Genomic DNA, 12,780 nt, shown 5'->3' with positions numbered 1-12,780 from the left:
GGGCGGCGTGTCCGGGCGTTAGCCCAGTAGCTTGCGCTGGCGGTTCTTGTGGTCGGTGTAGGTCTGGTACGCCTGCTGCGTGGAGTCGAGGTCGGAGACCTGGGAGACCGGAACGTCCCACCAGGATTCGGAGCTCGGGGCATCCAGCAGGGGGTCCGATTCGACGTGGATCAGGATGGGTCCTCCGCGCTCCGGGGCGGCCTTGGCGTCACGGATGGCCTGTTCGAGTTCGGCGATGACCTTCTCCCCCGGTTCGATCCGGATCACCTTCACGCCGAGGCTTTCGGCGTTCAGGGCCAGGTCCACCGGCAGGGTGTCGCCTTCGTCGAAGCTGTGCTGTTCCTCGTTCAGTGCCCGGTACTGGGTGCCGAACCGCTGAGAACCGAGCATTTCGGAGAGTGAACCGATGGAGGCGTAGCCGTGGTTCTGGATGAGGACCACGATCAGTTTGATCCGCTCGGCGACGGCGGTGACCAGTTCGGTGTGCATCATCAGGTAGGAGCCGTCCCCCACCATGACCACGACGTCGCGCTGCTGGCCCCCGGCTGCGGCTTCCGCCAGCGCTGCGCGCTTAACGCCAAGGCCGCCGGGGATTTCGTAGCCCATGCAGGAGTACGCGTACTCCACGTGGTAGCCGAATGCGTCCCGGACGCGCCACATCTTGTGCAGGTCACCGGGCAGCGACCCTGCCGCGCAGATGACGACGTCCTGGGCGTCCATGGCCCGGCTGGTGGCCCCGATGATTTCGTTCTGGGCCGGCAGCGGCGTGAACCGGGTGTCGAACGCCTCGTCAACCGTGGCGTCCCAGCGCTTTTTCTCGGCAGCAACCTGCCGCTCCAGATCGGCGCCGACGCGGTAGCCGCCCAGCGCCTGGTTCAGCTTGACCAGTGCCTTGCGTGCATCGGCCACGATCGGCAGCGTGGTGCCGTGCTTGTACGCGTCGATGGCAGCCACGTTGATGTTGATGAACTTCACGTCCGGGTTCTGGAACGCGGTGCGCGACGCGGTGGTGAAGTCCTCGTAGCGGGTGCCGATCCCGATGATCAGGTCCGCCTCGGCAGCGATGGCGTTGGCGGCCGTCGTGCCGGTGGAGCCGATGGCTCCGAGGGAGAACTTGTGGTCCCACGGCAGGACGCCGACGCCGGCCTGGGTGTTGCCCACCGGGATGCCGGTGAGTTCCACGAACTTCGCGAGTTCGTCGTTGGCGAAGGCGTAGAGGACGCCGCCGCCGGCGATGATCAGCGGGCGCTTCGCAGCGCGGATCGCTTCGGCGGCACGGCGGATGTCCTCGTCGTCGGCGTCGGGGCGGCGGATGCGCCATTCCCGCTCGGCCAGGAATTCCTCGGGCACGTCAAAGGCTTCCGCCTGGACGTCCTGCGGCAGCGAGATGGTGACGGCGCCGGTTTCGGCCGGATCCGTCAGGACGCGGAGGCCGTGGTGGAACGCGGAGAACAGCTGTTCGGGCCGGTTGACGCGGTCGAAGAACTTGGACAGCGGCCGGAAGGCGTCGTTGACCGTGATGTCGTAGGCGTAGGGCTGCTCGAGCTGCTGCAGCACCGGATCGGCCGCACGGGTGGCGAACGTGTCGCTGGGGAGCAGCAGCACCGGCAGGCGGTTGGTGGTGGCCAAGGCCGCACCGGTCAGCAGGTTCGAGGAACCGGGCCCGATCGAGGTGCTGATGGCGAACGTCTGGCGGCGCCGGGTGTGGCGGGCGTAGCCCACGGCCTGGTGGGACTGCGCCTGCTCGTTGCGGCCCTGGTAGTACGGCATGATCGCCGGGTCAAGCTGCTGGTACTGCTTCAGGGCCTGGCCGACGCCGGCAACGTTGCCGTGGCCAAAGATGCCGAATGTACCGGGGATCAGGCGTTCCCGGTAGTCCAGCCCGCCGACGGAATCAACGGTGTACTGCTTGGAAAGATATTCGACGACGGCCTGCGCGACCGTCATCCTGCGTGTTGCAGTTCCTGTATTCGTCCCCATGGGAAGTTACTCCGATACTTCTGCGGTACGGGCTGATGCCGTGTGGTTAAGGAGGGAGGCGGCGGTGGTCACGGCACCGGCGACGTCGCCGTCCTGCGGGTACAGGAGCGTCCGGCCGACGGTGAGGCCCTGCACGCCGGGAAGGGCCAGGGCGGCTTCCCAGGTGGCGAAAACTTCGTCCTGGGTTCCTTCCGGGTCTCCGCCCAGCAGCACGGTGGGCATGGTGGTGGCAGCCATGACGCGCTCCATTTCGGCCACCACGGGCAGCTTCATCCAGGTGTAGGCGCTCGTGGAGCCGAGGCCTTCGGCGATGGCGATGGACTTGATGACCGCGTTGGTGGACAGGTCGTTGCGGACCTTGCCGTTTTCACGGACGGACAGGAAGGGCTCCACCATCGCGATCAGCTTGCGCTCCGCGAGCGAGTCGATGGCCTTGGCCGTCGCCTCCAGCAGGGAGACGGTGTCCGGGTCTCCGAGGCAGATGCGGGTGAGCATCTTGCCGCCGTCAGCTCCCAGTGCCTCCAGGGCAGCGGCCGTGTGGCCGGTGAAGCGGTCATCGAATTCGTTGACCAGGCCGGAGAGCCCGCCGCGGTTCATCGACCCGAAGATCAGCTTGCCCTCGAGCGCCCCGAGCAGCAGGAGATCGTCCATGATGTCCGGGGAGGCAAGCACACCGTCCACATCCGGGTTGGCCAGCGCAATCTGCAGCCGGTCCAGCAGCTGGCGGCGGTCCGACATGGCCACGGGATCGTTGCCGACGGCGAGCGCCCCGCGGGCGGGGTGGTCCGCTGCGACGATGAAGTTCTGCCGGCCGTACTTGAGCCCGGGGTGGCGGCGGCGTGCCTTGGCAGCGCGGGCCACGGCGTCCGGGTCCTCCAGGCGGATGGTGCTCAGGTGCGCGTACCGGCGGGGGTCGTCGTCCAGGGCATTGTTCGAGGCGAGGGGCGTGAGGGTCACAGTGCTGCTCCTTCGGTGGCAAACTGGCCGGGCACCAGGCGTCCGCGTTCAGCAAGCAGCGAGGTGACCTCGTCCGGCGTCGGCATGGCGTCGGCGCAGGACAGGCGGGACGCGACGATGGCGCCGGCGGCGTTCGCGTAGTCGAGGATCTCGGCGAGGCTCCAGCCGGACAGCAGGCCGTGGCAGAACGCTCCGCCGAACGAGTCGCCGGCGCCGAGGCCGTTGACGGTCTCCACCGGGACGGGGGCTGACACGACGCGCTCGGTGCGGGTTTTGGCCATGACGCCTTCGGGACCGAGCTTGACGACGGCGATCTCGACGCCCGCGGCCAGGAGCCGGTCTGCCTGCTCGTCGGGGGTTCCCTCCCCCACTGCGACGGCGCATTCCTTGTCATTGCCGATGGCAACCGTGACGTGCGGCAGGATCTTGGCGACCTGGGCCCGTGCTTCCTCTTCCGACGCCCAGAACATGGGACGGTAGTCAAGGTCCAGGATGGTGTACTGGCCCTCTTTCAGGCCGGCGTGCGGGCGCGCCTCGTGGGCCTTGATGTGCGCTTCGCGGCTGGGCTCCTGGCACAGACCGGTCACGGTGGACCAGAAGATCCGTGCGTCCCGGATGGCGTCGAGGTCCAGTTCCGCGGCCTTGATCTGCAGGTCCGGGGCCGTGGGGAAACGTCCGTAGAAGTAGAGCGGGAAGTCCTCCGGAGGTTTGATCGCGCAGAACGTGACTGCGGTGGGCCACTCCTTCACCGGCGTGACGAATGTGTCGTCCACGTTGAATTTCCGGAGTTCCCGGTGGAGGTATTTTCCGAAGGCGTCGTCTCCGGTGCGTGTGATCACTCCGGTCCGGCGGCCGTGCCGGGCGGCTGCGACAGCCACGTTGGAGGGTGATCCGCCGAGGTACTTTCCGAAGGACGTGACGTCCTCCAGATCCACCCCGATGTCGTTCGGGTAGATATCAACGCTGATGCGCCCGATCGTGAGCAGTTCGTGGGTCACGGTAATCGCGGACCTTTCTGGTTTGAACTCTGTACCTCTGAACAGATAGAGCTCCGGTTCCTGGCGGGCCCCCGTGAGCGGGGCCACAACCACTACTTTGCCCTAGAATTATTGTCCTGTCAAAGGTTTGTACTGACATATTTACAACTTGGCATAGCGGCTGCAAACCGGCCCTTTCGGGCAGCTCATCAGGAGCCGGAAGCAGTGCTATTTCCGTGGCACAGCCAGCTCGCCGGTGACATACTGGGCCCGCCCGAAGCCGAACGACCAGTCGCCGGCACTGTTTTCCACATAGCCGATGAACACGTCCTCGCCGGCCACCCCCAAGTCCGCCAGCTTCCCGGCGATTGCGGCAAATAGGGACTGCTTTGCCTCCTGGGTCCGGCCACCCTGGGTAAAGATCTGGATCATCACGACATCAGGCGTGCGCTCAAAGCCGAGCCCCGCATCCTGGGCAAAGATCTGCCCGCGGGGGTGCTCGGTGAGGACGTGGAAGTAGTCGCGCTCGGGAATGCCGTACTCGGCCAGGATCGCATCGTGGATCCCCTGGCTGAGACGGCGCAGATCCTCGGGGCTGCGCCCCTGATTGACATCAATTCGTACCAGCGGCACCGTAGCTCCTAAAGTAGTTTGTCCTGACATACTAACAAAGTACGTAGTTTCGGCGCAAGGTATCACGGAACCCCTCTTGCCGCCGCCGGCTTTGAGGCGTAGCCTTAAACAATCAACAGGTTGATAAAGCAATTGATTGATTACACGGCATTCTTTGACGGGTAACGGCGGGAAGGGGTGATTGCAGGCCATGGACACCGGCGACGACGGACTGCTCGATGCAGCTTTCCTGGCCCTTGCCGACCCTGTCCGCCGCCGCATCATCGCCCGGCTCAGCCGGGGCCCGGCCACCGTCAACGAATTGGCGGAACCCTTCGCGATCACCAAGCAGGCGGTCTCGAAGCACATCCAGGTCCTCGAGCAGGCACAACTGGTCACCCGAACACGTGATGCCCAGCGCCGGCCCGTCCACCTGAACCCCGCACGGCTGGAGGCACTCACCGCATGGATCGACCAGTACCGGTTGGTCCGCGAGGAGCAGTTCCGCAGCCTTGACGCCGTGCTTCGTTCCACAGCCGCGGAACGCGGCTCGCAGGTAAAGGAATCACGATGAGCAATTCCCTGAAACTCACTGTTCCCGAGGGGCAGCCCTTCATCGACTATCAGCGCGAGTTCGATTTTCCCGTCGCGGACGTGTTCCGCGCCCACAAGGAGCCGGACCTGATTGTCCAGTGGCTCGGCCCCCGGGGACTCAAGATGGACATCGACCACTACGACTTCCGCACCGGCGGCAGCTACAGCTACCTGCACACGGGGCCCGACGGCGTGGCCTACGAATTCAGCGGTGTCTTCCACACCGTGCGCGAAAACGAGTTCGCCATCCAAACGTTCGAATTCGGCGGCTACCCGGACGTGGTCAGCCTGGAGTACATGACGTTTGAGGACCTCGGCGGCGGAAGGTGCCGGCTGACGGGCCACTCCGTCTACCCCAGCCAGGAGGCCCGCGACGGCATGGCGCAGTCCGGCATGGAGGGCGGCATGACGGAGGGCTACGAGCGGCTCGACGAACTGCTCGGCGGCGCCGCCACAAGCACCTCCACCACCGGTCAGCCGGAAGCCGGAAAGGTCACGGCATGAGCAACGCACTGAAACTGGTGGCCCCGGAGAATGCGCCGTATGTGGACTCGGAACGGGAGTTTGATGCTCCGGCGGCGGCGGTCTTCCGGGCCCACTCCGACCCGGAAGTTTTCCGGCAATGGATCGGGCCGAGGGAACTGAGCACGCGGATTGATGAGTTCGACTGCCGTCCCGGCGGCATGTACCGCTTTATCCAGGAGGGCAGGGACGGCCGCCAGCACGCCTTCCGCGGCGTCTTCCATACGGTCCGCGAGAATACGTTCGTGCTGCAGACCTTCGAGTACGAGGGATACCCGGATGTGGTCACCCTGGAATTCGCTAAGTTCGAAGACCTCCCGGGCGGCCGCTCCAAACTCACCGGCAGGTCCGTGTACCCCAGCACCGAAGCCCGTGCGAGGTTCCTCGCCCACGGCATGGAAGCGGGCATTGCCGCCGGTTACGAGCAGCTGGACGAACTCCTCGTCACATAGCGCGAACGGACACTTCGGGCCCCTCCGCCCGGGGCCGCAACTGTCCGCTCGCGCTTCCCCGGAGGTGGGCGGCCAGGAACTTCGGGTTAAAGAACGACGGCGTCCGGTCACCTTCCCTGGGGAAGGCGGCCGGACGCCGTCGTACTTTGTGCAGTTCTAGCCTTAGGGGCAGGACCTACAGGGCTGCGTAGACTTCGCGCAGGAGCTTGGCAGTCTCGGACGGCGTCTTGCCGACCTTGACGCCGGCAGCCTCGAGGGCTTCCTTCTTGGCCTGGGCGGTGCCGGCGGAACCGGAAACGATGGCGCCTGCGTGGCCCATGGTCTTGCCTTCCGGAGCGGTGAAGCCTGCCACGTAGCCGACAACCGGCTTGGTGACGTGTGCCTTGATGTAATCAGCGGCACGCTCTTCGGCGTCGCCGCCGATTTCGCCGATCATGACGATCGCCTTGGTTTCGGGGTCGGCCTCGAAGGCTTCGAGCGCATCAATGTGCGTGGTGCCGATGACGGGGTCGCCGCCGATGCCGATGGCGGTGGAGAAGCCCAGGTCGCGCAGTTCGTACATCATCTGGTAGGTCAGGGTACCGGACTTGGACACCAGGCCGATGGGGCCCTTGCCCGTGATGTTGTTCGGGGTAATGCCCACCAGTGCCTCGCCCGGGGTGATGATGCCGGGGCAGTTCGGCCCGATGATGCGGGTGACCTGCTTGCCGTCGGCGTCGACCGTGGCCTGGGCCAGTGCCCAGAACTCGGCGGAGTCCTGGACCGGCACGCCTTCGGTGATGACAACGACCAGGCCGATGCCGGCCTCAATGGCTTCAACGACGGCGTTCTTGGTGAATGCCGGGGGGACGAAGACGATCGAGACGTCGGCGCCGGTCTCGGCCATGGCTTCCTTGACGGTGCCGTAAACGTTGATTTCAGCATCGCCGTGCAGGACCGTGGTGCCGGCCTTGCGGGCGTTGACGCCGCCCACAATGTTGGTGCCGGCCTTGAGCATCAGGGCGGTGTGCTTGGTGCCTTCGCCGCCGGTGATGCCCTGGACGATGACCTTGGAGTCCTTGTTCAGATAGATAGACATGGTGCGTCCCTTTACTTAGCTGCGTTGGCGAGCTCGGCGGCCTTGTCGGCGCCCTCGTCCATGGTGGCGGCCAGGGTAACCAGCGGGTGGTTGGCCTCGGCCAGGATGCGGCGGCCTTCCTCGACGTTGTTGCCGTCGAGGCGGACGACCAGCGGCTTGTTCGCGGAGTGGCCCAGCTCGGCCAGTGCTCCGACGATGCCCTTGGCCACGGCGTCACAGGCGGTGATTCCGCCGAAGACGTTCACGAACACGGACTTGACCTGCTCGTCGCCCAGGATGACGTCGAGGCCGGCTGCCATGACCTCGGCAGAGGCTCCGCCGCCGATGTCCAGGAAGTTGGCGGGCTTGACGTTGCCGTGGTTTTCACCGGCGTAGGCAACAACGTCCAGGGTGGACATCACGAGGCCGGCACCGTTGCCGATAATGCCCACTTCGCCGTCCAGCTTGACGTAGTTCAGGTCCTGCGCCTTGGCCTTGGCCTCGAGCGGATCTGCAGCGTCCTTGTCCTCCAGGAGCGCGTGCTTGGCGTGGCGGAACTCGGCGTTCTCGTCCAGCGAGACCTTGCCGTCAAGGGCCACGATGTCGCCCGCGCCGGTCTTGACCAGCGGGTTGACCTCCACCAGGGTGGCGTCTTCCTTCTTGAAGACGTCCCAGAGCTTGAGGATCACGGCGGCGACTTTGCCGCGCAGTTCCTCAGCGAAGCCTGCGGCTGCAACGATTTCGTCAGCCTTGGCCTGGTCGATGCCCACTGCGGGATCGATGGCAACCTTGGCCAGGGCGTCGGGGCGTTCGACGGCGAGCTGTTCGATTTCCATGCCGCCTTCAACCGAGCACATGGCCAGGTAGTTGCGGTTGGCCCGGTCCAGCAGGACGGAGAAGTAGTATTCCTCGGCAATGTCCGCGCCCTGGGCAATCATGACCTTGTTGACCGTGTGGCCCTTGATGTCCATGCCCAGGATGTTGGTGGAGTGTTCCAGCGCCTCATCGGCGGTCTTTGCGACCTTAACGCCGCCGGCCTTTCCGCGGCCACCGACCTTAACCTGTGCCTTGACGACAGTTACGCCGCCGATCTTCTCGGCAGCTGCCTTTGCTTCTTCAGGGGTGTGCGCCACGATGCCAGCAAGCACGGGTACACCGTGCGCCTCGAACATATCGCGCGCCTGATATTCAAACAGGTCCACGGTTTAGTGTCCTTCTACGTCGAAGTAGTTTCTGTACAGCCGGACCCCACGTAATCGCGGTTACCGGGCTGCGGAATAAACGCACCCTGCGACAGGCTTGGAAACGAGCCACACGGCGCAATGCTCCTTTGGGAACTCTAGTCCTTCCTGCGGACCGGCCCGTTCCAGAGTACCCGTTATGTGAGTAAGGACACTATTCTATGAAGCGTAGAAAATCCCCTAGATTACGGGGTTTTTGGCGCCTCTGAGTGCGTCCCTGCGGTCTTTTTGCCGCCGTCGGAAATTAGTTCGTAACGGTCCCGCGAAACGAAGAAGCCAACCCCTGCAGACACGTTTCCGCAGGCCACTCCGCCGTTGTACGCCGAGCAGCGCAGGCCGTTGCGTTCGAGGTTCTGCCCCTCCTCCAGCACGGGAAGCCCGGCCACCGGCCCGTTCCTGCTGCCCTTCGGCCCGAATTCAGCTTCCATCTGCGTGACCCCCGAGCGGCACTCGCCGTATCCCGCCTTGTCCGGCGTGAGCAGCGCGACGCCGCCAAGGTAGCCCAGGCCCGTGCCGGCACAGTCGTCCGTGACGTCCGCGGCCTCGGGTTTGGGATATACGGCCAGCTCGCAGTGTGCCACGGGGACGATCGCAAGCTTGTTGTTGGCAGCGTCGCTGTAGGCGTTCTGCTCGTACGGCAGGTTGAGGTGCTCGCCGCGCGCCGAAGTCAGCGAGCAGACGGCACTGTGATCGGCGGTGACGAAGCTGAGGACGCCGTCCCCCGCGGAGAATGGCGTGGCGTCCGTCACGGGAGCCTGTTCGAGCTGCTCCAGCGCGGGGAGCGGCGGCGGCGGAACGTAGTCCGGGTCCTCCTGGGTGATGGTGCACGCCGTGCAGGCCAGCAGGATGAGGGCGGCCAGGATCCCCGGTACAGTCCGTCGCATGGGCTCCATTATGCCTGTCGGCGCTACGCGTCCAGTTTGGTCAGGGGTGCGTACCTCAGCAGGAGCCGCTTTTCGCCGACGCTGAACTTCACCTTGGCCACGGTCTTGTCCCCTGCGCCTTCAACTGCCAGGACCGTGCCGTTTCCGAAGCTCGTGTGGTTGACCTTGTCCCCCACGCTGACGGCCAGCACTTCCTTTTGCGGCTGGACGCGGTTCTTCGCGATGGCGGCGGGCACATCGGCGTTGAAGCCGGCCGACGGGCTCGGCGCGTTGCCGCGGGCGGTGCCGGCGCCCCAGAACGAACCGCCGTAGCGGCTGGATCCGATGGAGGCGCCGCTCCCCCAGCCGCCCACCTGCCGGCTGGTTCCTTCGCGCCGCCATTCCACCAGCTCGGCCGGAATTTCCTCGATGAACTGGCTGGCCGGGTTGTACTGGCTCTGGCCCCACATGCTGCGGACTTCCGAACGGGTGACGTAGAGGCGCTTCCGGGCACGGGTGAGCCCCACATAGGCCAGCCGGCGCTCCTCCGCGAGCTCCTTGGGGTCGGTGGCCGAACGCTGGTGCGGGAAGAGGCCGTGCTCCATTCCGGTGAGGAACACCACCGGGAACTCCAGCCCCTTGGCGGTGTGGAGGGTCATCAGCGTCACGACGCCCAGCCGTTTGGCTTCCGCCACTGCGGCGTCGATATCCGCGCCCGGGGCGTCCGGGATCTGGTCGGCGTCAGCCACCAGCGACACCTGTTCCAGGAAGGCGCCCAGGGAACCTTCGGGGTTCTCCTGTTCGTATTCGCGGACGACGGCGACGAGTTCAGCAAGGTTCTCCACCCGGGACTCGTCCTGGGGATCGGTGCTGGACCGCAGGCCGGCCAGGTAGCCGGTCTGCTCGAGGACGGCTTCCAGGGCGGCTGCCGCCCCCGACCCGCTGGCCACTTCGGCGAGGTCGTCGAGGAGTTTCACGAAGCCCAGAACTGCGTTAACGGAGCGGGTGGCCATGCCGGGAGCCTGGTCGGCGCGGCGGGCGGCGGCCATGAACGAGGTCCGCTCGCGCTCTGCCAGTGCTGCCACGGCGCCTTCGGCGCGGTCGCCGATGCCGCGCTTGGGTTCGTTGAGCACCCGGCGCAGATTGACGTCGTCGTCAGGGTTGACCAGAACACGCAAGTACGCGAGGGCGTCCTTGATTTCCTTGCGCTCGTAGAAGCGCGTGCCACCCACCACTTTGTACGGCAGTCCGACGCGCACCAGGACGTCTTCGATGGAACGGGACTGCGCGTTGGTGCGGTAGAAGATGGCGACGTCCCCGGGGCGGAGGTTGTCCTCGTCCTGGAGCCGGTCGATTTCCTTGGCGATGAACTGCGCTTCGTCGTGTTCGTTCTCGCCCACGTAGCCGATGATCTTGTGGCCTTCGCCCTCGGCCGTCCACAGCCGCTTCTCCGGTCGGTTGGGGTTGCGGGAGATCACCGAGTTGGCGGCCGAAAGGATGTTCTGGGTGGAGCGGTAGTTCTGTTCCAGCTTGATGGTGCGCGCCTCGGGATAGTCCTTTTCGAACTCCACGATGTTCCGGATGTCCGCGCCGCGGAAGGCATAGATGGACTGGTCCGAGTCACCCACCACAGTGAGTTCGGACGCCCCGGGGCCTTCGCCCACGATTTCGCGGACCAGCGCGTACTGGGCGTGGTTGGTGTCCTGGTATTCGTCCACCAGGACGTGCCGGAAGCGCCGGCGGTAGGACTCGGCGAGCGCGGGAAAGGCCCGGAACATGTACACGGTCTCGGCAATGAGGTCGTCAAAGTCCATGGCGTTGGCCTGGCGCAGCCGCTGGGTGTAGCCCTTGAAGACGTCGGCCACGGCGGATTCGAAGGGATCGTTGTGGTTGGCGGACAAGGCATAGGAATCGGCGTCGACGAGCTCGTTCTTAAGCGCCGAGATCTTGTGCTGGATGGCCTTGGGCGCGAACTTCTTGGGGTCCAGGTCCAGGCTCTTTGACACCTGGGTGACCAGCCGCAGGGAGTCCGCCGAGTCGTAGATGGAGAAGTTGGACTTCAGCCCGACGTTGGCCGCTTCCTGCCGCAGGATGCGCACGCACGACGAGTGGAAAGTGGAAATCCACATGATCTTGGCCCGGCCGCCGACGAGGGCCTCGATGCGTTCCCGCATTTCCGCAGCTGCCTTGTTGGTGAAGGTGATGGCCAGGATCTCACCGTGATGGGCACGCCGGGTGGCGATGAGGTAGGCGATCCGGTTGCTGAGCACGCGTGTCTTGCCTGATCCGGCTCCGGCGACGATAAGCAGCGCGCTGCCGGCGTGCTTGACCGCCTCTTCCTGCTGCGGGTTGAGGCCCTGCAGGAGTTCGTCCGCGCCGGGCAGCTTAGGACGCCGGTGGTCTTCGGATTCCGGCCCTCCGCTGCCGTAGCCTGCCGGATTTTGTGCGTCCCCCGGGCGCGACTTGGTGAGCGCTGCCGCTTGCGGGGCAGCCTTGAACGGTCCGTCAGCATACGGGTCAAACAACATATCCATGGTGCTACAAGTCTAGGCGGTGGGGCCGACACTATCGTCCGGGCCGCCCGGCGTGCTCACTCCACAGAGCCGGCCTCAAGGGCGGTCCGGAGCTGCCGGACCGCCGTCGTTCCGCCCGCCATGAACCATTCGAGTCCGTTGACGCGGACCGTCTCGGCGGCTCCGCCGGCGGCGAGCACAATGGCTTTCCCGGGCAGCCAGTCCCATTCGGGACAGCTGTGCTGGAACCAGCAGTCAAGTTCGCCGTCGGCCACCCGGCCCAGGTCGCAGGACCCTGATCCGAACATCCGCAGCGCCGCTGCAGCGGTGGCCGCCGCGTGCCAGGGCATGGCGCAGAGCGGGTCCGCGAGCCACGTCGGGTGGATATACGTCGCCGCCCCCTGCTCGGCCAGGGGCTTCAGCGGCCTGGCTCCGCCGTCGTCCTGGAAGGAGGTGAGCCGTTCACCGTTGAGGGTCGCGGGACGGGCGCTCCCGCCGAGCCAGAGTTTGTCCTCTTCGGGCTGGAAAATGGCGCCAAGGACGGTGCCGTCCGCGCTCTTGAGCGCGAGCGCGGAGCACCAGTAGGTGGAGCCGTGCAGGAAGTTGTAGGTGCCGTCCACGGGGTCGATCACCCAGGTCCGCCCGCTGCGCCCCTCGACGGAGGCGCCTTCCTCCCCCAGGATGCCGTCATCCGGCCGGCAGCGCCGCAACTGCTCCAGCACATAGGCTTCTGCGGCATGGTCGGCGGCCGTAACCACATCGGAAACCGACGTCTTTTGCTGCCCTTCCAGGCCGCCCTGCCGCATCATGAGCGCCAGCATCCCGGCTTCCCGGACCAGCGCCTCGGCCAGCTGGTAGTCGTCCAGTCCCGCGTTGAGTTCCGCCGCGCTGTGCCTGCCAAGTTTGTGTCTTCCAAGTTCCGTCACGCGTCCCAGCCTATAGGCGGCCGCTGGCATGGAACAGGCCACGCCGGCAGGGAACAGGAACGGGAACGACCAGCGATAATGAACGC

12 protein-coding genes are annotated in these 12,780 nt (G+C 65.7%); 3 read left to right on the top strand and 9 right to left on the bottom strand.

Annotated elements, in window-relative coordinates; genetic code table 11:
- Positions 1-18: 18 nt before the first annotated feature.
- The 4 genes from iolD to RW112_RS17760 all read right to left on the bottom strand — a co-directional run bounded on the left by iolD (position 19) and on the right by RW112_RS17760 (position 4,547).
- Positions 19-1,947, bottom strand: a complete 1,929-nt coding sequence (gene iolD / locus RW112_RS17775; RefSeq protein ID WP_317783030.1) for a 3D-(3,5/4)-trihydroxycyclohexane-1,2-dione acylhydrolase (decyclizing) — start codon at positions 1,945-1,947, stop codon at positions 19-21.
- A 39-nt stretch (positions 1,948-1,986) separates the two neighbouring features.
- Positions 1,987-2,937: a deoxyribose-phosphate aldolase gene (locus RW112_RS17770; protein ID WP_317783029.1), complete on the bottom strand. Its 951-nt coding sequence runs from the start codon at positions 2,935-2,937 to the stop codon at positions 1,987-1,989.
- The gene (gene iolC, locus RW112_RS17765) at positions 2,934-3,935 is read right to left on the bottom strand and encodes a 5-dehydro-2-deoxygluconokinase (RefSeq protein WP_317783028.1); all 1,002 of its coding nucleotides are present in this window, start codon (positions 3,933-3,935) and stop codon (positions 2,934-2,936) included. The genes RW112_RS17770 and iolC overlap by 4 nt, the downstream gene beginning before the upstream one ends.
- A gap of 207 nt (positions 3,936-4,142) precedes the next feature.
- Positions 4,143-4,547: a tautomerase family protein gene (locus RW112_RS17760; protein WP_317783027.1), complete on the bottom strand. Its 405-nt coding sequence runs from the start codon at positions 4,545-4,547 to the stop codon at positions 4,143-4,145.
- 190 nt (positions 4,548-4,737) lie between these two features.
- Between RW112_RS17760 and RW112_RS17755 the strand changes: the two genes are divergently transcribed.
- From RW112_RS17755 to RW112_RS17745, 3 genes are read left to right on the top strand one after another with little or no spacing between them, the layout of a single operon-like run.
- The gene (locus RW112_RS17755; protein WP_317783026.1) at positions 4,738-5,100 is read left to right on the top strand and encodes a metalloregulator ArsR/SmtB family transcription factor; all 363 of its coding nucleotides are present in this window, start codon (positions 4,738-4,740) and stop codon (positions 5,098-5,100) included.
- On the top strand, positions 5,097-5,624 hold the full coding sequence (locus RW112_RS17750) for an SRPBCC family protein (protein ID WP_317783025.1): 528 nt from the start codon (positions 5,097-5,099) through the stop codon (positions 5,622-5,624). The genes RW112_RS17755 and RW112_RS17750 overlap by 4 nt, the downstream gene beginning before the upstream one ends.
- On the top strand, positions 5,621-6,094 hold the full coding sequence (locus RW112_RS17745) for an SRPBCC family protein (RefSeq protein ID WP_317783024.1): 474 nt from the start codon (positions 5,621-5,623) through the stop codon (positions 6,092-6,094). Before RW112_RS17750 ends, RW112_RS17745 begins: the two co-directional genes overlap by 4 nt.
- A gap of 175 nt (positions 6,095-6,269) precedes the next feature.
- On the opposite strand, the gene sucD is transcribed toward RW112_RS17745, so the two are convergent.
- The 5 genes from sucD to RW112_RS17720 all read right to left on the bottom strand — a co-directional run bounded on the left by sucD (position 6,270) and on the right by RW112_RS17720 (position 12,724).
- Positions 6,270-7,172, bottom strand: a complete 903-nt coding sequence (gene sucD, locus RW112_RS17740; protein ID WP_305939873.1) for a succinate--CoA ligase subunit alpha — start codon at positions 7,170-7,172, stop codon at positions 6,270-6,272.
- Positions 7,173-7,183: 11 nt separating this feature from the next.
- A complete protein-coding gene (gene sucC / locus RW112_RS17735) occupies positions 7,184-8,353 on the bottom strand; it encodes an ADP-forming succinate--CoA ligase subunit beta (RefSeq protein WP_305939872.1) in 1,170 nt (389 codons plus the stop codon).
- A gap of 224 nt (positions 8,354-8,577) precedes the next feature.
- The gene (locus RW112_RS17730) at positions 8,578-9,285 is read right to left on the bottom strand and encodes a hypothetical protein (protein ID WP_317783023.1); all 708 of its coding nucleotides are present in this window, start codon (positions 9,283-9,285) and stop codon (positions 8,578-8,580) included.
- 14 nt (positions 9,286-9,299) lie between these two features.
- Positions 9,300-11,783: a DNA helicase PcrA gene (gene pcrA, locus RW112_RS17725; RefSeq protein WP_411709938.1), complete on the bottom strand. Its 2,484-nt coding sequence runs from the start codon at positions 11,781-11,783 to the stop codon at positions 9,300-9,302.
- A gap of 62 nt (positions 11,784-11,845) precedes the next feature.
- Entirely contained in the window at positions 11,846-12,724 is an 879-nt protein-coding gene (locus tag RW112_RS17720) for an inositol monophosphatase family protein (protein ID WP_317783021.1), read from the bottom strand.
- Positions 12,725-12,780: the final 56 nt, after the last annotated feature.

The sequence above is a fragment of the Arthrobacter sp. B10-11 genome (genome assembly GCF_033142195.1).
GTDB classification, from domain to species: Bacteria; Actinomycetota; Actinomycetes; order Actinomycetales; family Micrococcaceae; genus Arthrobacter; species Arthrobacter oryzae_C.
This window is presented reverse-complemented; position numbering and strand designations above follow the sequence as displayed.